The sequence below is a fragment of the Alphaproteobacteria bacterium genome (assembly GCA_015062495.1).
GTDB lineage: Bacteria > Pseudomonadota > Alphaproteobacteria > Rs-D84 > Rs-D84 > Enterousia.
The window spans coordinates 198635-224024 of sequence record SUUN01000002.1; the positions used below are offsets into that span (position 1 = coordinate 198635).

A 25390-nucleotide genomic window follows, 5' to 3' on the forward strand; every position below is an offset into this window, starting at 1 on the left:
CCTACTCCACCAATAACAGGTCATCTTCCAGTTTATGAATTTGGTCGCGAATTTCCGCCGCCAATTCAAATTCCAGGTCTTCGGCTGCATTATGCATTTTCTTGGTCAGTTTTGCAATCTCGCGACGCAGCGATTCCGCATCCATCACCCCACCTGATTTATCATACACAAACCTGCGTGCTTTATCGGTCTTTTCCTGTTTTTCGCCAACCTCGGCAAATATTGCCTTGGACACAGTTTTTGGTGTAATTCCATGTTCTGCGTTATACGCCATTTGTTTTTCACGTCTGCGCGCTGTTTCATCCAACGCCGCCCGCATAGAATCCGTGATTTTATCCGCATACAAAATCACACGCCCATTTGCATTACGCGCCGCGCGCCCAATCGTCTGAATCAGCGACCGTGTCGAACGCAGAAAACCTTCTTTGTCTGCATCCATAATTGCCACCAGTTCACATTCTGGTACATCCAACCCTTCGCGCAACAGGTTAATTCCAACCAACACATCAAATTTACCCATACGCAATTCACGTAACAATTCGATGCGCTCCAACGTTTCGATATCGCTATGCAGATACTTTGCCCTGACGTTATTTTCATTTAAATAATCCGTCAACTGTTCCGCCATTTTTTTTGTCAGTGTTGTCACCAACACGCGCCCCTGGGTCTGTCTGACCTGGGTCAATAAATCATCAACCTGGTGTTGGGTGGGGCGCACTTCGCACACTGGGTCCAACAGGCCTGTGGGTCTAATAACCTGTTCAGACACCACCCCATTCGCCTGGGCTAATTCCCATTCTGCGGGCGTTGCGGACACAAAAATTGTCTGGGGCCGCAAATTATCCCATTCATCAAACGTCAATGGCCGATTATCAATACACGCCGGCAATCTAAAACCATACTGCGACAATGTTTCCTTGCGCGCGCGGTCACCACGGCTCATCGCGCCAATCTGTGGCACAGTCACATGACTTTCATCAATAAATAACACTGCGTCACGTGGCAAATACTCAAACAATGTTGGCGGCGGTTGTCCCGGTAACCGCCCCGACAAATACCGTGAATAGTTTTCCACCCCACGACACGTCCCTGTACTTTCCATCATTTCGATATCAAAGTTCACACGTTCCCGCAAACGTTGCTCTTCAATATACTTCATATTTTCATGAAAATAATTCAACCTTTCTTTCAGGTCTGCGCGAATCTGATTCAATGCCTGCAATACACTGGGCATCGGTGTCGCATAGTGTGTATTTGGATACACCACCACCCGTTCTAATTTCTGTAATTTTGCCCCGGTCAGCGTATCAAATTCCCAAATCTCTTCGATTTCATCGCCCCAGAACGATAATTTCCACCCCCGGTCTTGGGCATGCGACGGGAACAAATCCAGCGTATCCCCACGTACACGAAACGCACCGCGTTCAAATGCGGTATCATTTCGCTTGTACTGAATATCTACCAACGCGCGCATCACATCGCGCATTGACATCACATCGCCCGCCTTTAACACCAACTTCATGCCTGCGTATTGTTCGGGCGATCCCATACCATAAATCGACGACACAGACGACACAACCACAACATCGCGTTCTTCCAGCATGGCGCGCGTCGCACTGTGGCGCATACGGTCCAATTGTTCGTTAATCGATGCATCTTTGTCTATATAAGTATCGGTTGTCGGCATATATGCCTCTGGCTGATAATAATCATAGTACGACACAAAATATTCCACATGATTTCGTGGAAAGAACGACTTCATTTCCGTATATAATTGTGCCGCCAGAATTTTATTCGGCGCCATAATCAACGCCGGCCGCCCCAGTTTCGCGATAACGTTCGCCATGGTAAATGTTTTACCAGACCCCGTCACCCCCAACAGCACCTGGGATTGTTTCCCGGCATTCACCCCATCTACCAATTCTGCAATTGCCGTTGGCTGGTCCCCCATCGGCTGATAAGAACTTTCAAGATAAAATTCCGCACGTTTCATTTTTTTATTCACAACATTAATTATAATCCATTATAATGAAAACACAAGGGGACGGGAATGGCATTAAAACCCAGACATAAACGCAGAATATTCTGGACGCTGATATGCGCCATCGGCGCGCTTGCCTTGGCTGTCATAATTATCCCACCGATGATAACCCTGAATAAATTCCGGCCAATAATCGAACGTTCGATTTACGACCAAATGGCTGTACCTGCAAAACTAAATGGCGACATTCATTTCAGCCTGGTTGGTGGCGCAACAATTGTGGCACACGATGTTGTCGTGCCAACGGCGCGCATTGGTTCTGTGATGCTGTCTGTTCCATTCCATGATTTATTTGACATGGAACATGCACAATTAAAGAATGCGGTTGTTGTCTATGACGCCGATATAAAAATCGACAAACTATCCCCTGTGGACTTTAATCACACCATTGAAATATACAACAGTAACATTGAATTTATGGGATTAAAATTCCACATAGTTCGCGCAGAATTTTCAAACGGCGAATTTCACGGCATTATCCGTACATCCGAACACAAATACGACATTGAATTTATCGGTGACACATTTAATATCAAGAATAAAAATAACAACCTGGACATCACCGGCCAAATGTATTCAGACGGCACAATCCGTGGCCACCTGTCTATTGAAACCGACAACATAAATTCATGGTTTGGATTTGACGCCCCAAAAACGGACCAACCAATCAAACTAACCGCAAACTTTGAATGGGATGGTGGCAACGGATATAAACTGACAAACATAAACACAGATAACGTATCTGGCAACATCGATATCTTACCCACCGGCGAAAAGAATATACAACTTGTCTCGGACAATACAGACTATGACTTTTCGTTTCTGACAACACCGGGAAAGTTAATCAACAAAACCAATTTGAATCTTGATTTTTATGGCAATCTGACATTTGCCAATCACAAATTCAATCACCTGCGGATTCAGGCAACCGGCACATCTGACAAATTGCAAATTGCCAACATTGTCGCCGATGACATTGCAATCACTGGTGGCACAATTACCGCCAACGGTGCTGAAAATATAATGATAACAATGCCCATTAACGGCACAAATTCTATGTGCTTGTTTTCCGGCACACCAACCAATTGGACATGCTCCATGTTCACATACGGCGACTTGTCGGGCCACCTGTCTGTTGATGGCGACAAATTTAACATATCGGTCCAATCCAGCAAACCAATGCCAACGGATGACACATTTATAAAAATGATAAAAAAACTGGGCACATCTGGTCGCATTGATTTTCAGTTTTCCGACATTGGTGGTACATACGAAATCAACGGCGACAAAACACATGCTAAATATAACTTTGCAAAAAACAAAACCCTGGCATTTATGGGGACGAATATCCCATTTTTACCCGAATTTATGAAAGACGCACACGGTGATTTTGCATGGCGTGGTGGCATGTTAACATTTACCCCATACGACGGCACATGGCAACTGTCCCAATATGACAATTACTTTCACCTATCCGGCCACAGTTTCAAGGCCTGGCTGCCAAATATTGATTTACAATCCATAAACGATTCCGAATACACTGTTTCTGGATTCTACCAAGACGGTCAAATATCCAACCTGACGATAAAAATAAACGACCACGAATTTACCGGCAGTGCATCAAACAACAGTATCACACTGCACACACCGCAATTATCAATCGACGCATTCAAGAATCATGCATTTATTGATAACTATGCCGAACTTGAATTTCGCACCAACGAACCATTGTTGATATTATTTGGCATTCCGGCAAACATTGCTTTATCTGCCGAACGATTAATATACAACGGCAATGAATACAACAACTTTGTTTATTCATTAAAGCCAAACGCCCAGACATTTTCAATCATGGACGCATCACGTGGTAACATGTTGGCCACAATTGAACGCGACAAAATTAACTATGAAATTTTTGCACAATTAAATCGCTTTGTCATAAACGGTTATTTGTTATCCGATAATATGCCACTAAACATCCGCGACACGACGATAACCGGCCAAATTGAAATGACAACATCGGGCCAAATCGCACACGATATTTATTACAACCTGCGTGGCACACTGGATTTAACATTTGACGGCGGATATTTATCGGGCCTTGGGATTGATGGCTTTTACGCATCGGCTGAAAACATAACATCCCTAAACGCAGAATATGCATTATCACGCGCGCTAAGCGGGGGTGAAACCGCACTAAAACAAATGCAGATTATTGGCGAATATGAACGTGGCAATTTCATCACCACTGCACCAACAACAATCGCAATGCGGCACACAACTGGCATTGGCGGCTTTGCAATAACCGACGGATATATGACGGCTGAATTTGATTTAACCCTGCGTGGCACAGCCCCCACCCCCGCAACAATTCAACTAAGCATTATCCCAGACGGCATGCGTGAATATTCGCTGTCCGATATAATGCGTCAAATCGACCCTGGCTTTATGCGTGCATTTGTAAAAACGCATAATAAATTTTAATTTGATTTATTATCCATAAATTCTTGGCGTGAAACAATACGTCCTGTGGCATCTGCATAATATGTATATCGTCCCGCGCGCACACAATGATATCCATTTGAATAAAACCGAATTCCACGCCGCGCCCGCAACAGCACAGAATTTTTTCCAATTAAATCCGCACGCACGCCAAATAAAACTTTTCCAATATATTGCCACAATCCATGTGTTGCATAGGGCGCAAACAGAACCCCACCACGTTGTTCCAGACGTGAAAAATTATAACGCTCGCAATGCATTTTTAATTTACCACTTTGGTATTGATTCAGTCCCATCAATTCACACAGTTGATTTATATTTTTGTGCATATATTCTCTCTCGTTTTTATGCACAAAATTATATATGGAAAAAAATCTTTGCCAACAGGTATGAATTCCACAAAAAAAATCCCCCACTTACCTGGGGGATTTATATTTAGTTCTTTTTGCGAACCTGAATGTGAACTTCGCGTAACTGCTTTTCTGTCACAGTTGTCGGCGCCCCCATCATCAGGTCTTGCCCACGTTGATTGGTTGGGAAAATCACCACCTGACGCAGGTTTGGTTCATCCAACATAATCTGAACCAGTCGATCCAACCCAAACGCACATCCACCGTGCGGTGGCGCGCCATACTGGAACGCAGTGTACATACCACCAAACTTTTCCTTAACAATCTCTTCACTGTACCCAGTGATGTCAAAGCATTTTAACATAACCTCTGGGTTAAAGTTACGCAAACCACCACTGCAAATTTCTGCACCATTTAACACCATGTCAAACTGTGCCGCCTTGATTTCCAACGGGTTTTTAGTATTCAATTCTTCCAACGTTGCCATCGGGAACGAGAATGGATTATGCGTAAATGCAATCCCTGTTGGTGATTCTTCATCTTCTTCAAAGAATGGGAATTCTTCAATCCAACAGAATCTAAATTCTTTCTCGTCAATCAGACCTAAATCATCGCCCAACTTGTTGCGCAACTTGCCCGCCGCCTTGGCTGCGGTATTTTTTTCATCGCAAACAAAGAACAACGACGAATTATCACCCGCAATTTCACGCAGTTTTGCAATACGTTCCGCATCTAACTTTTTCGCAACTGGCCCTTTGGCTTCATCTGCAAAAACAATATATCCCAATCCGCCCAGTCCCAATTCTTTGACCGCAAATTCACCCAATTTATCAAACCAAGAACGTGGTTTATCGGCCGAATTTGGTGCCGGAATTGCGCGCACAACACTGCCGTTTTCAACGGCGTTTGCAAAGATTCCAAAATCAGATCCACGGAAAATTTCCGTCACATCATGAATAATGATTGGGTTACGCAAATCTGGTTTATCCGAACCATATTTCAGCATCGCTTCATCAAATGGAATGTGTGGAATATCCGCGCAAACCTTTGCCCCTGGGACAAATTCGCGAATTAATTCTGGCATTAATTTATTACCAACCGCCTGAATATCCGGCAGGTCCACAAACGACATTTCCAAATCCAACTGGTAAAATTCCAACAATCTGTCTGCGCGCAAATCTTCGTCACGGAAACATGGCGCAATCTGGAAATAACGATCAAACCCAGAAATCTGGATAAACTGCTTGAACTGCTGTGGTGCCTGTGGCAACGCATAGAACATACCATGATGATTACGACTGGGGACAATAAAGTCACGCGCCCCTTCTGGACTTGACGCGGTCAAAATTGGCGTCTGAAATTCTGAAAAGCCCATATCCCACATTTTATCGCGCAGGAATTTCATCACACGATTACGGAACAAAATATTCTTGTGCAAACTTTCACGACGCAAATCGATATAGCGATACTTTAATCTCAAATCTTCTGCTACTGAATCATCATCACCGAACACCTGGAACGGCAACACATCTGAATTAGTCAACACTTCGAACGATGTCGCCTGAATTTCAATACCACCTGTTGGGATTTTATCATTAACGGCCGACGCGTCACGTGCAACAACCGTCCCCATAACCTTAATCACAGATTCCGGGCGCACTTTTTCCAACGCCTCGTTACCACCATCGAAAACAATCTGTGTAATACCATAATTATCGCGCAGGTCAACGAACATCAACGCGCCATGGTCACGCTTGCGATGTACCCAACCCGACAACACAACACTTTCACCAACATTAGATGTATTTAATTCACCACATGTATGCGTTCTGTACTTTGATTTCAAAGACAACATTTTGGACCCTTTTTTATTTCGGGCGCGAAAAAACAGAATTTGGAATTTCGGCACCCACATTTAATTGTTAACCTTCAGGGGCGCAGGTCAAACCGGCCGCGCGGTGCCACCCTGATTTATAACTTTTTTATCCGTTGCGTCATTCCATGGTTGTCAGTCATATCATCACAACGCAAATCAGATGAATCACACAGACAAGAGTATATCTACCTTTTTTCTCAATGGCAAGCAATTTATAAAAAAAATACAATCAAAAGAATTTCTTTTGAAATATTCTACCATTACCTGTTTTAAGAAAAATTTCAAAATTCCGTGCTTTCTCTTCACTATCAAACGCCACATACCCATGCAGGGTCCATGGTTTAAATTTATTGGTATATATCGATTTTCCATCATTATGTTCTTTTAAGCGCCTTTTTAAATCACCTGTGCAACCAACATAAAAACGTTCTGGGAAATTTATACTTCGCAAAAGATAAACATAAAACATCAAAAAGTCCGCTTTCATTCACTACGTTCATTACAGCGCGACATCCGTTTCTCTAACCCTACACCTTCGCTTGATTTTATTCAAAATCAATCTCGCTGTAGCGCAAGCGAAAGCGGATGGTGCCCTAAGCAAGAATCGGACTTGCGACTCGTCCTTACCAAGGACGTGTTTTACCACTAGACTATTAGGGCAACGATTACGCCCAATTATAAGTGATACACATTAAAAATCAAGGACAAAGTGTCCGGCACAGAATAAAAATACCGGCATTGCCGGTATTTTTATTCTATACAACAATTGACGGCGTTCTTTACCCAACTCTTTAACTTTGACACCTTGCCTGAATCTTTTTCGGCTTTGACTTCTGCTGCCTTGGCTGGGGCCGATTTCTTTGCTGCCTTGGCATCCTTTTTATCCCCGGTCAACAATCCCATGTTTAACCCCCAGAACATAGAATACAATCCATACGACTGGTCAAACAAATCATATGCGGTCTGCTTATCCCCCGCGGCCAGGGCCTTAGTCCCCACTTCGAACACACGCATAGACGCCGCCAACAGGTGTTTTGAAATACACCACACTTCACCTTCGTACGCTGGAATAATTTTCAGCATGGCGTTTTTACGCATTTCACGCACTTCGTTAATCAAATCATAGAACTGTGTCTTGCCGGTTTTCGCACCTGAAAACATCAAATGTTCTTCGATTGAAATCAGGTTCATAATCCCAATGGTTAAATCCTGGTCAGACGACAAATCCTTTGGATTAACCTTTTTTGCCGCATCTAATTTTTCAACAAATTCCTGAACAGATTCTATTTTTTTCATTTCAACACCCCTTACTTAGAAACACAACATCATCGCCCAACTGGCCAACGCCAGTGCCACAATCGGCAACACAACCTTTTCAAATGGGAAATGCGCATGCCCACCGTTTTTATTCTTCATCCATTGATACAATTTACCCGTTCCAACAAATATCAACGCCCCACAAATCGTCCCGAACAAAACCGGGTCCATAACGAACGCGCCACAGATTGACACCGGATTATACTTTACCGTCCCCAGATATACAAACCCAATCATCGCAACGGACAAAACAATAACAATTGTATCACGCCCACGGAAATGCCAATTTTTCTTGTCCATCCATTTCAGCATCCAATACCCCAGCAACGTCAACAATGCCCCAGCCCACAGTCCAACAATACTGTCCGGCACGCCCAAGCGACGCGCAATATCCAGCCCCGCCCCAACGGCAATCGTACACACCGGACACGCCGGATTTGCCATAACAGATGTCGGAATCAATGCCAACATCGCCAACAACAATTTACGCATAAACATTTCCCCTTTTCGTATAATCACCTGTATTATTCTGAATATCACAAAAAAAGTCAACCACCCAGGTTGGGAAATAAAAACCGCCACACGGGCGGCGGTTATCAAACAACTGTTTTCACACGACACAAAGGAATTTTCCCAAACAAATAGTACTTAACATTGTTCTGTCTAATTTTTATCGTCATCAAATTTATACAATTAAATAACAATACTTTCTTGATTACAACATCCGGCATCTGTGTTATGCGCGCTTGAAAAGCCGCATAAAATGGCGTCATTGCGGCATATCGCCACCACTGATCCCCACACATATGCGCCCGCCCCAACCACGGTTGCCGTAAAATATAATGAATAATAACAGGATTGGCTTTGGCTTCTTCAACTTCTTGTGCGCTGTAAATACCCTGCGGAATTACCGCACTTAGTCTATGTCCATCTGCACCACACATATAATTATATTTCAATGGCAGATACAAAATTTTTCCATCACACGTTTTATTCAAAATATCTTGGTCTGGATATGCAAACTCTTCACTTCTTGATAATTCAATCCATTGTTCATACATTCCCAAACGGCGAATTTCTGCCAAGTTCAGCATCAACACCCCGCTATTAACATATCCGTTTTTATTACTTGGCCACTTACGCCCCTGTGATGCATCACGTACACCCGCTATAATATTTTGCCCCATATCAATCGCAAACAATTCTTTCAAACTGTCGCCAAAACTAACATCCACATCACAGTAAATTATTTTATCCGTATCAGGCAACAATTTAGCCAACATAAACCTAAAATAAATACCAGTTGTATATTGCCTTACCACTGACGCATCAAAATCACTATTTGCATCCAGGAACTCAATCCGGCTATTCTCATCCAACCTGGCAACCATATCAACCAGCTCACGCCGCTTTGCCACCCCCAGATTTTTTGGGACAACACAATATATATTGTATTCTACCTGCCCCTGACCATGATACAACAGCGACGCAATTGCAACCCCAGCCAACATCCACATATTATTATCAAAACAAAAAGCAACGCTTATCGGCAACTTTGATTTTCGTACCATCACAAACCCCTTTCAAATAAATGTCTCTCTAAGCATAAAACACAAACAAAACAAACACAAGAATTTATACCTGCCACAAAAACCGCCACACGGGCTGTTTGAATTCTGATAGCAGCGGAGGGATTCGGACCCCCGACCAAAGGATTATGATATACCAGCGCTGGGGAATTTCTCCGCACGAGCTAGGCAGAAATCCGCACCTTTCATAAGCATACAAAATTTCTATGTACGCAATATGTCCGCCGAAAGAAAAAACGCAATCAGATTAAATACAAAATTCACTTTAACAAAAATCGCTACACCACTCACATTTCTGCCATTTTTTAACCATTTTTCTATGTAAAGTTTTTACCCATACTTAATCATACCAAATACAAACCCCATACTTTTAATATCTAATTGAGATTTTTGATTTTTAATGATAGACTATGAAATGAATCATTTTGGAAATTTTATTCCTTTAATACGGTAAAAAACATGAAACTAAAAGCTTTTTATTTTCTGTCATTATGTTGTCTGCTGACTGGATGTGTTGAAAGCGCAAGGACCAAGTATTTGTCTTTTTATATTGATGTTCCAAAACAAGATCCAAGTCCGTCCAAAGCAGTGTTTTCCTCGGTTGTACCTACTGACGGTCCGGATGGTGTATGCATATACAAAAATGGTAAGTGCGATAATTCCAATCTAGATTTTTTGATAAAAGATTTTAAGAAAGAATTTGATTCAGATTTTATAGCAACATACTATGCTCTTAAGGTAAACGATAATACAAACAAATTCCAAGGCTGTGGATATATGTTTATGGATTCAGAAATAAAAGAACATGAAAATGAATACGAAACCAAATCGAACAACTTGGTTTTGAGAACCTGGGCAACTTGTCCGACAGAATCAACATTTGATTATCGAACATATGTTTTTTACAAAAATAAAGAAATCGGTACAGTAAACTTATTGAATTCTGTCTATGACGAAGAAAACAGGGAATGGGTCAAAGAGATTGTGCCAAAAATAGCATTGTGTGCAGCCAAAACTGGTTTTAAGGGCGTAATTGGTGGCGAGGAATATTTTGTTGAAAGGCCAAAAAGTCCCTCTATGGAAGAGTTTTTTGATCAATGTGGTATGGATTGGTAAAAATGAAATTAAAAACAATAAGCATTTGTCTGTTTTTTATAATAATTGGTTGGAATTGTAATGCAAAAACATTTTCAACAGCAGAACATCCAAAAAGCAAGGGAATAGAGTTAAATATTGAATATCCTGATCATTGGATATTTGCATCAGGTAAAAGACCAAACACTCTTGCAACATTTACCAGCGATTACAACAATGAGACTACAGATTATTCAAATGCTGTTTGCGTGCTAACGATTAAAGAATTTACGGACGCGGAAGAACTTTTGGAAAGGACGCCAACAAAATCTGATTGGGAAGAAATAATCGTTTACATAAAAGATAATACGGCTATTGAGTTTTTTGAATCAACCTATCAAAATGCCAAAGTACTATCTTCAAAAATGACTTATTTTGATAAACAACCCGGCTTTATCGCAGAAGGAACTGGGTTAGCAGTCCGCGCCGGTCAAGAAATGTTCGCTCATGGCAATGTATACTTTTTTGGATATGAAAATAAAGTTATAGCAATATCATGCAGCACTTATGCTTTTACACAAGAGGCAGCTGACAAGAGATTTGAAATAGAGAAACAAAACTTTGCATTTGTGGCCAACAGTATTATTGTTATGAATCAATATAAATAAAACACCAAAAATTTACCAAAACATTACCAAGACAAGTGTGTTGTATATTGTAAATAATACAACAAAGGAAATCATAATGTATGAAAATTTTAACAACAATGACATATTAGCCGCCGGGGGCCTGAAAATGATTTTAGACCTTAAGCAAATAGACAAAGAAACCGCAGATCGCATAGAGCTGTTGATTAAATATATGATACGCCAACAACTTGATGATCACAGACAACATATAATAATGGGCGTTTAAGATACTTTGCCTCCTGTATTTGTACGCGGACTTCGCGTGTCGGCATTATATCTTGACGACCAGGATTTACAAAAAGAGGTTTCTAAATTCCTGGACGAACCAAATATGAAAAACCTTGAAGACATCATACACAAACTCGATGAATCAATAGCCAAAAAGCAATTAGACAAATTATTAAAGAAAAACAGATAAATGCCAAAAAAATAGGCTGTGGTTTTGTTTGTGTTCCAAAGATAGAATCGAATTAACCGATTCGATTTAACAAAACGAAAAAAAATCAACAAATTTTATGTTTGTCTACAAATAGTTTTTTGTTGATTTTTTCATTTTTTTATGATAAAGTTGCTAGCATGAACGCAAAGAAAATTTGCTAGCAACTCAAACCATCTTTTTTTGGTGGTTTTTTTTATTAGAAAAATATAGAATAAACTTGAGAAATGCTATTTATGTAGTATATTTTCTCTAAAAACAAGGTATTACATATGCAAATAACTCTGAAAAATGTTGGGTATATAAAAGAAGCCAAAGTGGATTTAGTTGGCTTAAATGTAATTGCTGGTCCAAACGGAACAGGTAAAAGCACCGTTGGCAAAACTGTTTTTTCAATAATAAAATCCATAAGTGAAAGAAACGCAATTATAAAAGAGCATAGAACAGAAATTATAAAAGGTTTATGTAGCTCAATTTTTTATGCTATACAAAACAACTTGGATATCAAAGGGCTAACCACTAAAGACCCATCATACAGAGACTTGAGCATCCTGATGGATAACTTTAACTATAGACCTTTTGCTATGACATTGATAAGATGTCTAGAATCCAATTCTTTTATAGATGCCAGAAATCGCATAGTAAAAAATATAGCTTTAGTCGATTCTATGGAGACTTTAGACAACAAAAGTAAGTTATCTGCCAAAAGGCTTTTAGATAATTTGTTGAGTGTTTTTGTAGAAATCAACGATAATGATGCTATAACAAAATCTCTACAATATATGTATCAAGAAATATTTAGAGAACAGATCAACAATATCAACACTCACGAAACATCTGAAGTTTTGTTCGAGAATAACGGTTCTACCCTAGAATACATGGTTTCTAATAATGCGGAAATACTGCCATTTTCAGAGAGGTTCAAAATTCTTAATTTAGACTCTCCTCTAAAAGAAAGCATTTTTCCTAGAGTTACATTTGTTGAAACCCCTCTTGTCTTACAAGTATCAGAATGTAGCGGATTGCCTTTGTATTGGAGTGACCTACTTTCAAAATTGAAAATTGATATAAATACTGCTAATACAGGTATTAACAAATGGGTCTATGATGAAATTTCTGATATTCTTGGTGGCGAACTGATTCATATATCAGAAAAACAAGAATTTTATTTTATCCCAAAAGGCACCAGCAATAAACTATATGTCAACAATATGGCCTCAGGTGAAAAATTATTTGGCATTTTACAAAGATTATCAAAAATGGGCTTTTTGTCTTCTGATCATTTGTTAATTTTTGACGAACCAGAAAACCATTTACACCCTCAATGGCAAGTAAAACTTGCAGAAATATTGGTTTCTCTTGTTGAGAATAATATTTCCGTATTATTAACAACACACAGCTCTACACTAATAAGTGCCTTACGACAATTTGCAAAATCTAAAGACGTTGTAAAAAAGACAAAATTTTATTTTGCTGATCCTGAAAATAAAAAGATAACAAACGTAAATTCCCTTAATGAAAAAGGCGAAGATGTTATTTACAAATCTTTTTATGAGTCTAAAAAATTTTTGCCAGAGTTCAAATAAAATGAAAAAATCAACACCTGTTTGTAGTATTTGTAACAGTGAAAAATCCTTATGTGGTTGCTGTGAGGCAGAGAATATCACATCGAACAAAGATTGGAGCTGCAAAGAAAAAAATGATTATAATTTTTTAAATCAATGTATTTTTTGTGAAGGAAAACATCTGTGCTCAACAGGAAGCAATCCAGATTGTATCTATAAATATAACGGTAATTACGTAGCTGCTATAGAGATTAAAGACCAACCAGAAAACAGTATAGAATACAATATTCTTGTAAAAAAAATAAAAAATTTCTATGACAAGTCTATTGAACAAAACTTAATTCCTTCTGTTTTTATTTTACAAATATCAAACGCAAAAAATACAGATGAAGGATTATACTCGTTACAAGACTCATGTACTTATGGTCTAGGCAACTACGGTTTTTCAATTGGATATGGAGGAACATTATTCAGTTCAAATGAAAATTTAGCTTACATAAAATGTAGGTTTTTTGTTGTAAAATGCGCCGAATTAACAGAAGATTTGTTTTTTCAATTACTACAAACCGACGCATAGTGCGTATACAAAAATACTATCAACAATAAATATTTTTTTAGAAAAAAACACTTGATTCAACCATTGTTAGAATTTTATACAAGCATGAATTATATATTTCTATATCCAGCACATATACATATCTGCCAAAGAGCAAAACTTAAAAAACACCGCCTATTTGGGGCGGTGTTTTTAATTATATTTATATTACTTTTGTAAAGAGTCATACCCCTTTGTAAACCTTTGTCATTCTTCGCAAGCTTTTGTCGCGACTTTCTGTTTGTTTCCCTTTATAATTCATAGTGTAAAACAAGCAAAAGGATTACACATGTAAATATATTTTCTATGTCCGAAATTATGTCCAGTATATGTAAACACATCTGCTAAAAATTACAAATTCGGGCGAAACTGAGAACTTTTTGCTAAATAAAAAATCCCGGTTAACCGGGAAATTCTGGTAGCAGCGGAGGGATTCGGACCCCCGACCAAAGGATTATGATTCCTCTGCTCTACCACTGAGCTACGCTGCCAAGCGTCACGCATTATAACAACATTTTTTTCAAAAGCAAGAAAAACAAACACGCCGATTTTATTCGTATTTACAATCATTATTTTTTTTAACAAAATAGATTTGAACCCAACCCTAATTTATGGTATCATACACCTTATGAAAAAATTCTTGTGTAGTTTGTTAATAATATCTGCTGCGACAACCGCCCACGCAGACACAAACCCGTTTTTTAATGGATACGACAACCAAATTGCTCTCAATTTCGGCTGGGGCGTGGACAGTGGTTTTCTGTTACCTGCACCTGTTCGATGGGCACCATTTATCATGCTGAACGCTGGCTATTCTCAGCCAACTGAATTTTTTCGCCTGCCAGCGCGCCGCACATTAAACATAACCCAGACATTGGGCATGGGCACATCGCGCGGATGGCATTGGGACAAATATACGATTCCAATCGTCACTCTGTCCGAAGACGTTATATTGGCACACGGTAAAAACTGGTATTTCTATTCCGGCCTGGCCGTCGGCATGCAAGCTCAGCAAAATGAACGCATTGGTTCAAAATTACTGTTTGGATTTAAACTGGGCACTGGTTATAAACTGTCTGAATGCACAAATCTGGAATTGTTTATGCAACACTATTCTAACGGCAACACCGCGCCCGAGAATAATTCATACGCATTCTTTGGTGCCGGCCTGACATATAATTTCTAAGGGGCGCATGGCGCAAATTTACATAACGAAATCTTCGCCCAGGTAAACTTTTTTCACCATTTCGTCCTGAACGATTTCAGACGTTGTGCCATGCTTTAATATTTTCCCATCATGCAACACATAACTGCGGTCGGTAATCCCCAGTGTTTCACGCACATTATGGTCGGTAATAATCACCCCCAGCCCACGATTTTTCAATTGCGACACCAGGCTGCGAATTTCATTCACTGCAATTGGGTCAATACCCGCAAATGGTTCATCTAACAAGATAAATTTCGGATCATTTGCCAGTGCACGCGCAATTTCAACACGCCGTCTTTCACCACCCGACAGTGCCGTTGCCGGACTGCGCCGCAGTGACGTTATTGAAAATTCATCCAACAGCGAGTCCAGTTTTTTTATACGTTTTTTTCTGTCAGGTTCGACAACTTCCAGAATTGCCATAATATTCTGTTCCACTGTCAGTCCACGAAACACACTGTTTTCCTGGGGCAGATATCCGATATGCAACCGCGCCCGCTGATAAAAAGGCAAATGCGTTATATCCTGAGAATTCAAGAAAATCTGTCCACCGGTCGCCGCCAACTGTCCAGTTATACAATAAAATGCCGTGGTTTTTCCCGCACCATTTGGCCCCAACAGTCCAACCGACTCGCCCTGGCGGGCAATCAGTGACACATCTTTGATAACCATACGTTTACCGTACGATTTTGACAAATGTTCAACACGCAATACTGATTGTTTCATAGCCTTATCACCAATTCATCTGTACGCAGTTTATCCCCATTACTGGAATCCACCCGCACATTTCCACTAAGTGTTATTGTTTTTTTTCGTCTGTTATATTGTCCACGATTTGCGGTAATATTGTCTGTTATTTTGACTTCATTTGTTGTTCGCCGCAAAGTCCCCGACACAGTATCCATAAATATCACATCTGGGTTATCATATTCCTGATACCCTGTTTTAGCACGCAATTTAAATGGTTCACCATTTTTATCCGTCCCCACAAACGACGCACCGGACATTTTAAACTGATTACTGACAATATCCGTCATATTTATCGCCGATATTGGCGTCCACAAAATCTGTTTTGTAAACAGTGACCCCGCAACCAACGCCGCCACCATTACCAGTCCCCATCCTGTAAAAAAGAACTGCCACAGACGTTTCAACCGTCTGTGTTTTGTAAATATAATAAAATTGCGTTTATCTTTGTGCACATTCTCAGTTTAGTCCCTAAATAACGAAAATGCAATTTTTATATTTGTCGGGACTGTTTTTTGTGTTATAATTGAACCCAAGAGAGATGAAGAAATTTTTACTGCTTTTTATCGGCACATTGTTCATGGCGCACAATACCGCCATGGCGATTACTATTACCAAGGCTAAACCCGTCGCCACCAAACAAACATCCGTTACCGATAACACAGGCAGTTTGGTTGGCACTGTCGTCGGCCTGGTCAGCAGTGTAAAACAATTAACACAACAGCAAAAGGCCCTGACCGCCGAATGCATACCCAGCACAACTGAAATAAACTTTGTTAACACCACAATCAAGGAATGGGCAAAAACCGGTGCTAAAACCGCAGACGAGGTTCAAACCACCCTTGGTATGAAGCGTTGCACCACCCCAACCGGTGGATACCAGGCAAACGTCCGCCTTGCCGCCGGCACTGATGAAAAGGATATGCTATGCTATGACTGGTTCGGTGGCAGTGGTAACGAAGACATGGTATGGGAAAAATTTCCCATGGCGGTCAGCACCTATTACTGTACCGACGGTTCTTTGACAACATGTTCAGATAAACATAAACAATATGTATCGAACATCTATGATGTATTTAATCTGATTGACTTTGACACATCAGACTATACCCAACAAGAAGCCAAGATGGCCGGCACCCTGATATCCAAGATTGAAAATTGTTCATACGCCAAATTAAACGCCAAGAAAAAGGCCCTGTGGGGTGATTTCCTGATTAATACCGTTGGCAACCTGGGTCAAAAGACCAACACTGGCACAATTATGCAAACGGTCAGCAGCACCGCCAACAGCGGTGGCATGGGTGCACTGCAATCATTGGGCAGTATTGCAACCCAATTCATGCAATAACCCCCGCATAAAAACGGGGGATTTTTTTACCATTCTATCGGTGTTTCACCACAACTTTCCAGATATTGATTTGCGCGACTGAAATGTTTATTTCCAAAAAATCCACGATACGCCGACAGCGGTGACGGATGCGCACTTTTCAGCACCAGGTTTTTTTCCGGATTTACAAACGCTGCTTTTTTCTGGGCATAACTGCCCCACAGCATATAGACAATATTATCACGCGCACTAACCGCACTAATAACCGCGTCTGTAAATTCTTCCCATCCACGGCCTGCGTGCGATGCCGCTGCATGTGCCTGAACGGTTAATGTCGCATTTAACAATAACACGCCCTGGTTTGCCCAATGTGTCAAATCACCATTTGTAACCGATTTTCGCCCCAGGTCTGATTCAATCTCTTTATAAATATTTTGCAACGATGGCGGGATTGGCGTCGGTGGCAACACTGAAAAACAAAGTCCATGCGCCTGGCCTGGTTCATGATATGGATCTTGCCCGATGATTACAACTTTAACCTTATCCAACGGACACAAATTAAACGCATTAAAAATATTCTGTGGCGCAGGATACACCGTTTTCCCAGACAAATATTCCCCACGCACAAAGTCTGTTAATTTGATAAAATAATCCTTATCAAATTCCGCACCCAACGCATCTTTCCAAGATTGTTCAATTTTCACATTCATAGTTCTATCAACCTCAATCAACTTTAAAATTAATTATATCGCTACATGACCGACGGTTTGTACAAGTAATCGTCCATACTTTTTTTTAAATTAATTTATATGAGATGAGTACGCCGCACAAACCAAAGGGAGTGTACCACTCGCTACATGACCAGCGGTTTGTGCAAGCAATCGTCCATAGAAATTAATTTTACCTGACAAGATTTCCATAACACCACATCTATATACCCACGCGGCAATCCGGTCTGTGCTACCAAATGCGCAAACATATCATCGCATGCACATTTTACATCCGGTGATAATTTAGCATTATCAATCAGCAAATTTTTCCCAACAAACGCACACCCCAGTCGCTGAATCCAAATATCATATTTCACAACATCTTCGCCCAGATTTCGCGCCAAATGATTTGCTGTTATTTTTCCAACATGTGGTAATTTTTGCAAAAAATTTAATTTATCATCCAGTAATTCTAATTTGTAATATTCCCCGCGCAACTGTTCCCGATTTTCCCATATTTTACAAATCGCATTAATTTTATTTTTGTTGTTAAAAATTTTTATCAGTGCATCAAAATCTGCCCCGGCTGAATCTAAAACATTCATAATTTTTTCATGAATTTTTTTTGCTGTTTTTTGTGAAAACCCACCCGCCAGAATTACATAAGCACAGTGCCCCGCGAACGCATCTGCATCATAAATTTTTCGCGCACGCAGGTTTTCCAAAATCTCATCAAAACTTTGCGCATCACTGTCCAACCCCGCATCACGCAGTCGCGCATCTAAACAAAAAAACCAATCCCGCGAAAAATCCATTACCCGCGCCCACCATGCAATTCTGCGATTTGTTCCGGGGTCAGTTGCGGTTGCTGATTTTGCGCTGCCATCATATCGTTTAACTTATCAGTCCCCGCATTAAACTTACCCGCCGGCGATTCCAGTTCTGCAATACGTTTTTTAATCCACTCAATCCGCGATTTTTTATGCCAAATTTGTGAATCAGACACCGCCGTTCCTAACGCTTCAATCTCGGCCTCTAATTTATGTAATTCCTCGGTCAGTTTTTCTTTCTCTGACCTGCCCCACTTAACAAATCCATCTGCCATAATAATCACCACAAATTTATGGCGCGGTCACCCGCGCCATTATCATTATACGTCCAAATTCGCATCCAGCGCATTTTCTACGATAAAGTCACGACGTGGCTCAACAACATCCCCCATCAACATAGACACAACTTCGTCTGCCTTGGTCGCGTCCTGAACCGTAACCTGGAACAAAGAACGATGATTTGGGTCCATTGTTGTTTCCCACAACTGTTCGGCGTTCATTTCACCCAAACCTTTGTATCGCTGAATCTTTAATCCGTTTTTCGCGTATTCAAATGCCGTATCCAGCAACTTTAACGCACCCCAGATTTTTTGATTCTTGGACTTTACGCGCAGTACTGTTGGCTTACTAAATGTTTCCATTAATTCATCGCGTCCATCCATTTTGTGCCACGCGCGAATTTCCATACCGTTTAATTTTTCACGTGGTAACACATATGTTTCACGCACGCTACGCAATGTACGCGTCACTTCGATACCATGTTCATTGGACGATACTTTCCACCCACGTTCGAATTCTAATTCCTGGGCATCTAACATACGCTGAACATTTTCGAACACATCCGCGCTTTCATTTTCGAACGCGCCATTTAATGCCAACGCTTCGACAAAGCGCAACGGAATAATATGATTCAGCGGTTGCAAGATATTACGCATATCCAACACCAATCCCAACAGACGTTTCAAATCCGCCCCAGACACCTGGACACCTGTGGATGTTTCAATCATACCGTCGGTCGCCAACTGTTCCATCAAATAGTCATCCATTTCACGTTGGTTCTGTAAATAGATTTGTTGTTTACCACGCGTCACACCATAAAGCGGTGGTTTCGCCACATAGATGTACCCACGTTCAATCGCCTGTGGCATATGCCGATAAAAGAACGTCATCAACAGCGTCTGAATATGCTGACCGTCAACGTCCGCATCGGTCATGATGATAACTTTGTGATAACGCATTTTTTCAATATCAAAGTCATCCTTGCCGATACCTGCACCCATTGTTGTAATCAGCGCACCAATCGTATCCGACCCCAACATCTTGTCAAAGCGCACACGTTCAACATTCAAAATTTTACCACGCAGCGGCAAAATCGCCTGGGTTTTGCGGTCGCGCCCCTGTTTGGCTGTACCACCCGCCGAATCCCCCTCAACAATAAACAGTTCGCACTTTGCCGGATCGCGTTCTGAACACCCCGCCAATTTACCCGGCAAACCACCCAGTTCTGGGCCTGTTTTCTTGCGCGATAATTCGCGTGCCTTGCGCGCCGCCTCACGTGCGGTGGCGGCTTCGATAATCTTATCAACAATCGTTTTTGCAATTGCTGGATTTTCATCCAAAAATTCATACAGCAATTCCGACACAGTACTTTCCACAATCGGACGCACTTCACTGGACACCAATTTATCCTTGGTCTGTGAACCAAATTTTGGATCTGGAATTTTCACACTGACGATACTGGTTAAACCTTCGCGGAAATCTTCCCCCGACAGGTTGATATCCTTTTTCGTACCCTTCTCAGAAATATACTTGTTAATCGCACGCGTCAGTCCCGCACGAAATCCCGCCAAATGCGTTCCACCGTCACGGTTTGGAATATTATTGGTAAAGCATAACGATGTTTCCGTATACGCCGTCGTCCACTGCAACACAATTTCGATATATGTATCATCAATCTGCTTAATCATCTGAATAGGTTCTTTGTTCAACAGTTCTTTGGACTTATCCAGATATGTCGCAAACCCTTTTAACCCGTCAACACTGTGAAATTCGCGTTCTTTCTTTTCCCCGCCACGCAAATCTTCCAGAACAATTTTAACATTTGCATTCAAATAAGACTGTTCACGCAACCATGTTTCCAATGTATCGAAACTAAATTCAGTCCCTGTAAACGTATCCGGCGACGGTTTGAACGTCACTTCCGTTCCATGTTCAATTCCAGACTTGTTTTCAGTAATTTTCAAATCACATGTCGGCACACCATCGGCAAATGCCATAAACGCTTCTTTGTCACCGCGCCACACCTTAACTTCCAGCCACGTTGACAATGCATTCACCACCGACACACCAACCCCGTGCAGACCGCCCGAAACCTTGTACGCACCACTGCCTTCGTTATCAAACTTACCACCGGCATGCAATTCGCACATAATCAGTTCCAGCGCACTGCGCCCTGTATCATGATTGATATCAAACGGCATACCACGTCCATTATCACGAATTGTCGCAGACCCATCTGGATTCAACGAAACATAGACCGTATCCGCATAACCCGCCATTGCTTCGTCAATAGAATTATTCACAACTTCATAAATCATATGGTGCAGACCGTTACCACCCTCGCCCACGTCACCGATGTACATACCCGGGCGTTTTTTAACAGCATCAAGCCCTTTCAGGACTTTAATCGAATCACCTGTATATTCATTATTAACTGCCATATAACATTCCTTTCTTTTTTCTGTGTAAAACATAGCAATTTCTGGTATAATTATCAAGGAAAAAGGGGATAAAAACAATGGTTGACACAACACCAAAATTTACCAAAGACGATTTTATGACTGCACACGATTTGGTAAAAAAATTTGATAAAAAATACGACCTAGAAACAATTCAATCCACCATGGCATCCGAATTCAAACGTGGCACTAAAATAATCCAGGGATCGCGCAAACGCGAACTTATTATAAAGCCTAAGTATTCGCACCATGCAAACTTTTATAAACTGCACCCACTGGGGCTTGAAATGTTCCGCGAAATCCTAGAACAAAGGGGTAAATAATATGAAATTTAAATTATTATATTTTGGCGATATTTTGATTAATCCAAAAAAACGGGCCCAGCATATTGCCGACATTCGTATGCAGTTTCATCCACAACTAAAAAAACTGGTTGAACACAGTCCCTGGAACAATTTAACCCAGTACATGGTGCCCAACCCAACTAAAAGCCCAATTACCACCCGCCACGTCGGTGGAATCGATTGGAATCCAATTATTACACCAAATCTGAAATTGATTGCAGAACTGGACATTCAAATGTTGCACCCAGAAATCGTTGGTGTACCGCGTTCTGACATCGACAACCGTGTTAAAACGATAATGGACGGCCTGCGTTGCCCCCAGAACGAACATGAAATCGGCGCGAACACACCACGTGACATTGGGCCAATCTATACACTGCTGGATGACGACCATTTGATTACCAAATTATCTGTTAACACCAGCCACCTGCTGGATTCAGAAATATTTGCTAATCACGCTGCGCGCACACCAGATTCTGTCTTTATGATGATTGACGTCAACGTCCGCGTCGCCGAAGGCACATTGGAAAACCTGCCATTTATGGTGTAACGCTTTTTTAGCGCGCTATTCCTAGCAGTGGGGTAAAAAATAAAGATAATGGTATAGATGCGCTCAAAACCACAACCTCTTGCGGTGGAAAAAATTAAATAGAATGATTTAGATACGAGATGGGGGTGACAACGTAGTGTACAAAAGTTACATGAGTTGTCGCCCCCGCTCGTAGATGAATTATTATATTTAATTTTTATGATAATACGCTTGTAATCTGGTCCTGCATCTGAAACGTCCCCAATACAACCCAGGCGATTATTGCAGACACCAACAAAATTCCCAAACTGTTTAATGTGCTGGAAATCTTTTCCATTTTGCGCACTGATTCATTCAAATAATCATTTGCAACCTGATTCAGATTTTCATCAAATTCGTTCATATCGGCATAAATTGTCAAATCCCCAATAATTTCAGAATCCGGGAAATCACGTCCAGTGTGCGCCAATGCCCGCCCCAGGTTTTCACCATTTGCAATATACTTTAACGCGCGTTCTAAAATACTTTTCAGATATCTGTTTGCACTGTCCGCCAGCATTCGCATCGCATCCGGAATTGTAACACCGGCACTGACCATTGCGCCCAAACTCATCAACCAACCAACCGACACTTGGATTTTATAAACATTCCACGGCGGTAATTTATCAAACATTGCGCGCAATCGTCCCGACCAGTTTGCCAGACTTATCCATACAACCGCAACAACGGACGCAAACACAACCAAGAATATATACCAATATTCAATCGCAAAATCCGACAACCACACCAGTGATCGCGCCGACCCGCGCCAAACAACATCGTTTCCTGCGATTTCTGCCAACGGTGGCACCAAATACAACCCCACCATAATGATAATACCGAACGTCAACGCCAACAAAAACATTGGATACCCAATCGCAGACGCCATTGCACGTTTTATCCGTTGTGTTCCATCAACAACGCGCCCAACATTTTCCAACGCCACGACCAGGTTTGATAAATTCCCCGATGTCACCAACAACGTTTCATTTTCTGGCACCCAACCGCGCGTCGCTTCGGAAAAAGTCATACCGCGTTCCAGATTCTTTTGCCATTCGCGCATCACAATTGCAAACGGTTCACGCGGTTTTGTACCATTGTGTGATTCAACCATTTCCAATCGTTCCAGCGCATCAATCAATGTAAAATCATTACGCAACAGCGACGCCAATTTTCGACAAATTGACATACGCTTTTCCGTATTTAACCGGAACATCATTTTTGCATATAATAATTCCAGTTTATTCATATCAATATGCCCCCGGCTGGTCTAATTGCCCGACCCAGCGTTCTAATTCATCGACACTGATAATTCCCTGCAACATTAATGACGCGGCGGCCTCTTTCAACGTGCGTCCATCCATATCTTCCAGCCAGTATCGCATCGCCCCATCTGTATTTCCAGACAATGCCAGGCGCAAAAATTCACTGTTTGTGACAATAATCTCGCCCGCTTTGACGCGTCCAATATTTCCCGTACCCTTGCAATGTGCACAGCCAGGCCCCCGCTGATACACCTGGCGCAGACCAATTTCACCATATGCATCCATCACACGCCGATATGCCCCACGTTCTGGATGATTTGCCAAAGGCTCGCGACAATGTGGGCAAACCTTTTTGAACAAACGCATCGACACCAACCCCCGCATCAGCGTTTCTTCTTTTAACTTAAACGGTTCAACACCCAAATCCAGCAAACGTGTTAACGCCGCCATGGCCGAATTTGCATGCAATGTCGTCCAAACATTATGCCCCGACAATGCACCACGCACCGTCAGTTCTGCCGCCGCCAACGTACGAATTTCCCCCACCATCAGCGTATCTGGGTCACTGCGCAACGCCGCCGCCAATGCTTCGACATACTTATCTTCGCGTTGTTCTTCGTTCATAGCATTAACCACCGGCATCTGACGCGCGCCAAAAATCTTTTGTTCAACGGGGTTTTCCACCGTAATCATATTGATTTCATAATTACGTTCTTTCAGCATCAACGACATATTCCGCACCAACGTCGTCGATTTACCTGAACTGGTTGGCCCCGCCACAATAACCAACCCTGTTGGAAACGAACGCATACGCGCCAACAGACGCTGTTCATATGGGCCAAATTCTTGTTCTGTCTTGATACCTTCGGACGGATTGTCATACAGCAAACGCATAACCGCATATCGCGTACCAAACGCAATCGGGTTAAACTGCATACGCACCCCCAACACCCCCGACGGCAGGTATAAATCCTTGGTCCCGCGCAGTGGTGTGCGTCCGTCTTTCTGTGCTGACTGATATTCATTGACCGCATAGTTCGCATTTGAAATATCCGCCGATGCAAATGCCGCACGCAGGAACGATTCCCCCCACTGTGAATTATATTCCATAACCGGCTGCATACTGCCGTCTATTCTGAAATATATTGTTGTTTGGTCTGCAACCTCGACATGAACGTCTGATACTTTCTGTGCGGCGGCCTTGGCGATAATATCAACAAAGTCCTTCTGCATTTGGTTATCAAAATCTGCACGACTGCGATGTGCCCCACCCAAATGACTTTCATACGATTTGTAAATATTAGAAATTAATCCCAGGTCCGAATAAAACGGCGCGCGCATTTTGCGATTACGTTTTTTCAGTAATTCCAAAAACGCCAACACACGCCCATCATAACGATGTGTTCGCGAAACAATAATTTCACCACCGGTGAAATACGCAATCAAACTCTGTGTATCACGGGGTAATTCAAACATTGCCCCAGTCGCTGTTAGCAAACGATTCCCATTTGAAAACAAGTAATCGATAATATCCTTGGACTCGGCCGATTCCAACCCCACCGGAATCGACGGCGTGTTTTGAAATTCGATATCATCAAAATTATCTGTTTTCTGCACCAT

24 protein-coding genes and 2 tRNA genes are annotated in these 25390 nt (G+C 41.6%); 9 read left to right on the forward strand and 17 right to left on the reverse strand.

The features are described from left to right. Position 1: 1 nt before the first annotated feature. Positions 2–1993: an excinuclease ABC subunit UvrB gene (gene uvrB, locus E7008_03565; GenBank protein ID MBE6456994.1), complete on the reverse strand. Its 1992-nt coding sequence runs from the start codon at positions 1991–1993 to the stop codon at positions 2–4. A 57-nt stretch (positions 1994–2050) separates the two neighbouring features. On the opposite strand from uvrB, the gene E7008_03570 reads away from it, so the two are divergent. Next, positions 2051–4525: a hypothetical protein gene (locus tag E7008_03570; GenBank protein MBE6456995.1), complete on the forward strand. Its 2475-nt coding sequence runs from the start codon at positions 2051–2053 to the stop codon at positions 4523–4525. Here E7008_03570 and E7008_03575 read toward each other — a convergent pair. The 7 genes from E7008_03575 to E7008_03605 all read right to left on the reverse strand — a co-directional run bounded on the left by E7008_03575 (position 4522) and on the right by E7008_03605 (position 9657). Beyond that, complete coding sequence (locus tag E7008_03575; GenBank protein MBE6456996.1) at positions 4522–4872, reverse strand: hypothetical protein; 351 nt, start codon at positions 4870–4872, stop codon at positions 4522–4524. The two genes, E7008_03570 and E7008_03575, sit on opposite strands and share 4 nt — an antisense overlap. Before the next feature lie 106 nt (positions 4873–4978). Then, entirely contained in the window at positions 4979–6748 is a 1770-nt protein-coding gene (gene aspS, locus E7008_03580; GenBank protein ID MBE6456997.1) for an aspartate--tRNA ligase, read from the reverse strand. A gap of 250 nt (positions 6749–6998) precedes the next feature. Further along, on the reverse strand, positions 6999–7238 hold the full coding sequence (locus E7008_03585) for a GIY-YIG nuclease family protein (GenBank protein ID MBE6456998.1): 240 nt from the start codon (positions 7236–7238) through the stop codon (positions 6999–7001). A 117-nt stretch (positions 7239–7355) separates the two neighbouring features. After that, positions 7356–7429 (reverse strand) — tRNA-Thr (locus E7008_03590). A gap of 90 nt (positions 7430–7519) precedes the next feature. After that, entirely contained in the window at positions 7520–8065 is a 546-nt protein-coding gene (locus E7008_03595; protein MBE6456999.1) for a hypothetical protein, read from the reverse strand. A 15-nt stretch (positions 8066–8080) separates the two neighbouring features. Beyond that, positions 8081–8578 (reverse strand): hypothetical protein, encoded by a 498-nt coding sequence (locus E7008_03600; GenBank protein ID MBE6457000.1) that lies wholly within the window; start codon positions 8576–8578, stop codon positions 8081–8083. Positions 8579–8682: 104 nt separating this feature from the next. Next, positions 8683–9657 carry a glycosyltransferase family 8 protein gene (locus E7008_03605; protein ID MBE6457001.1) on the reverse strand — a complete coding sequence of 325 codons (975 nt, stop codon included), beginning with the start codon at positions 9655–9657 and terminating at the stop codon, positions 8683–8685. 477 nt (positions 9658–10134) lie between these two features. On the opposite strand from E7008_03605, the gene E7008_03610 reads away from it, so the two are divergent. From E7008_03610 to E7008_03625, 4 genes are all read left to right on the forward strand, one after another. Further along, on the forward strand, positions 10135–10791 hold the full coding sequence (locus tag E7008_03610) for a hypothetical protein (protein ID MBE6457002.1): 657 nt from the start codon (positions 10135–10137) through the stop codon (positions 10789–10791). A 2-nt stretch (positions 10792–10793) separates the two neighbouring features. Next, a complete protein-coding gene (locus tag E7008_03615) occupies positions 10794–11417 on the forward strand; it encodes a hypothetical protein (protein MBE6457003.1) in 624 nt (207 codons plus the stop codon). 729 nt (positions 11418–12146) lie between these two features. After that, positions 12147–13460 carry a hypothetical protein gene (locus E7008_03620; protein MBE6457004.1) on the forward strand — a complete coding sequence of 438 codons (1314 nt, stop codon included), beginning with the start codon at positions 12147–12149 and terminating at the stop codon, positions 13458–13460. Position 13461: 1 nt separating this feature from the next. Beyond that, the gene (locus E7008_03625) at positions 13462–14016 is read left to right on the forward strand and encodes a hypothetical protein (protein MBE6457005.1); all 555 of its coding nucleotides are present in this window, start codon (positions 13462–13464) and stop codon (positions 14014–14016) included. A 434-nt stretch (positions 14017–14450) separates the two neighbouring features. On the opposite strand, the gene E7008_03630 is transcribed toward E7008_03625, so the two are convergent. Then, positions 14451–14525 (reverse strand) — tRNA-Met (locus E7008_03630). Between the two features lie 137 nt (positions 14526–14662). Between E7008_03630 and E7008_03635 the strand changes: the two genes are divergently transcribed. Then, positions 14663–15220, forward strand: coding sequence for an acyloxyacyl hydrolase (locus E7008_03635; protein MBE6457006.1), 558 nt, complete (start codon positions 14663–14665; stop codon positions 15218–15220). Between the two features lie 18 nt (positions 15221–15238). On the opposite strand, the gene lptB is transcribed toward E7008_03635, so the two are convergent. Continuing rightward, positions 15239–15967 (reverse strand): LPS export ABC transporter ATP-binding protein, encoded by a 729-nt coding sequence (gene lptB / locus E7008_03640; GenBank protein ID MBE6457007.1) that lies wholly within the window; start codon positions 15965–15967, stop codon positions 15239–15241. Continuing rightward, on the reverse strand, positions 15964–16395 hold the full coding sequence (gene lptC / locus E7008_03645; GenBank protein MBE6457008.1) for an LPS export ABC transporter periplasmic protein LptC: 432 nt from the start codon (positions 16393–16395) through the stop codon (positions 15964–15966). The genes lptB and lptC overlap by 4 nt, the downstream gene beginning before the upstream one ends. A gap of 134 nt (positions 16396–16529) precedes the next feature. Between lptC and E7008_03650 the strand changes: the two genes are divergently transcribed. Next, positions 16530–17336 carry a hypothetical protein gene (locus E7008_03650; protein ID MBE6457009.1) on the forward strand — a complete coding sequence of 269 codons (807 nt, stop codon included), beginning with the start codon at positions 16530–16532 and terminating at the stop codon, positions 17334–17336. A gap of 26 nt (positions 17337–17362) precedes the next feature. Here E7008_03650 and E7008_03655 read toward each other — a convergent pair whose 3' ends face one another. The 4 genes from E7008_03655 to gyrB all read right to left on the reverse strand — a co-directional run bounded on the left by E7008_03655 (position 17363) and on the right by gyrB (position 21575). Further along, the gene (locus E7008_03655) at positions 17363–18025 is read right to left on the reverse strand and encodes a uracil-DNA glycosylase (GenBank protein ID MBE6457010.1); all 663 of its coding nucleotides are present in this window, start codon (positions 18023–18025) and stop codon (positions 17363–17365) included. A 143-nt stretch (positions 18026–18168) separates the two neighbouring features. After that, positions 18169–18840, reverse strand: coding sequence for a hypothetical protein (locus E7008_03660; GenBank protein ID MBE6457011.1), 672 nt, complete (start codon positions 18838–18840; stop codon positions 18169–18171). Next, positions 18840–19130 carry a hypothetical protein gene (locus E7008_03665; protein ID MBE6457012.1) on the reverse strand — a complete coding sequence of 97 codons (291 nt, stop codon included), beginning with the start codon at positions 19128–19130 and terminating at the stop codon, positions 18840–18842. Before E7008_03665 ends, E7008_03660 begins: the two co-directional genes overlap by 1 nt. A gap of 45 nt (positions 19131–19175) precedes the next feature. Beyond that, positions 19176–21575 carry a DNA topoisomerase (ATP-hydrolyzing) subunit B gene (gene gyrB / locus E7008_03670; protein ID MBE6457013.1) on the reverse strand — a complete coding sequence of 800 codons (2400 nt, stop codon included), beginning with the start codon at positions 21573–21575 and terminating at the stop codon, positions 19176–19178. Positions 21576–21652: 77 nt separating this feature from the next. Here gyrB and E7008_03675 point away from each other — a divergent pair, with 77 nt between their 5' ends. Both E7008_03675 and E7008_03680 read left to right on the forward strand, forming a co-directional pair. Then, positions 21653–21916 (forward strand): hypothetical protein, encoded by a 264-nt coding sequence (locus E7008_03675; GenBank protein ID MBE6457014.1) that lies wholly within the window; start codon positions 21653–21655, stop codon positions 21914–21916. A gap of 1 nt (position 21917) precedes the next feature. Then, complete coding sequence (locus E7008_03680; protein ID MBE6457015.1) at positions 21918–22487, forward strand: hypothetical protein; 570 nt, start codon at positions 21918–21920, stop codon at positions 22485–22487. A 196-nt stretch (positions 22488–22683) separates the two neighbouring features. Here the strand turns inward: E7008_03680 and E7008_03685 are convergent, their stop codons facing one another. Next, a complete protein-coding gene (locus tag E7008_03685) occupies positions 22684–23754 on the reverse strand; it encodes a hypothetical protein (protein MBE6457016.1) in 1071 nt (356 codons plus the stop codon). A 1-nt stretch (position 23755) separates the two neighbouring features. After that, positions 23756–25390, reverse strand: a complete 1635-nt coding sequence (locus E7008_03690) for a hypothetical protein (protein ID MBE6457017.1) — start codon at positions 25388–25390, stop codon at positions 23756–23758.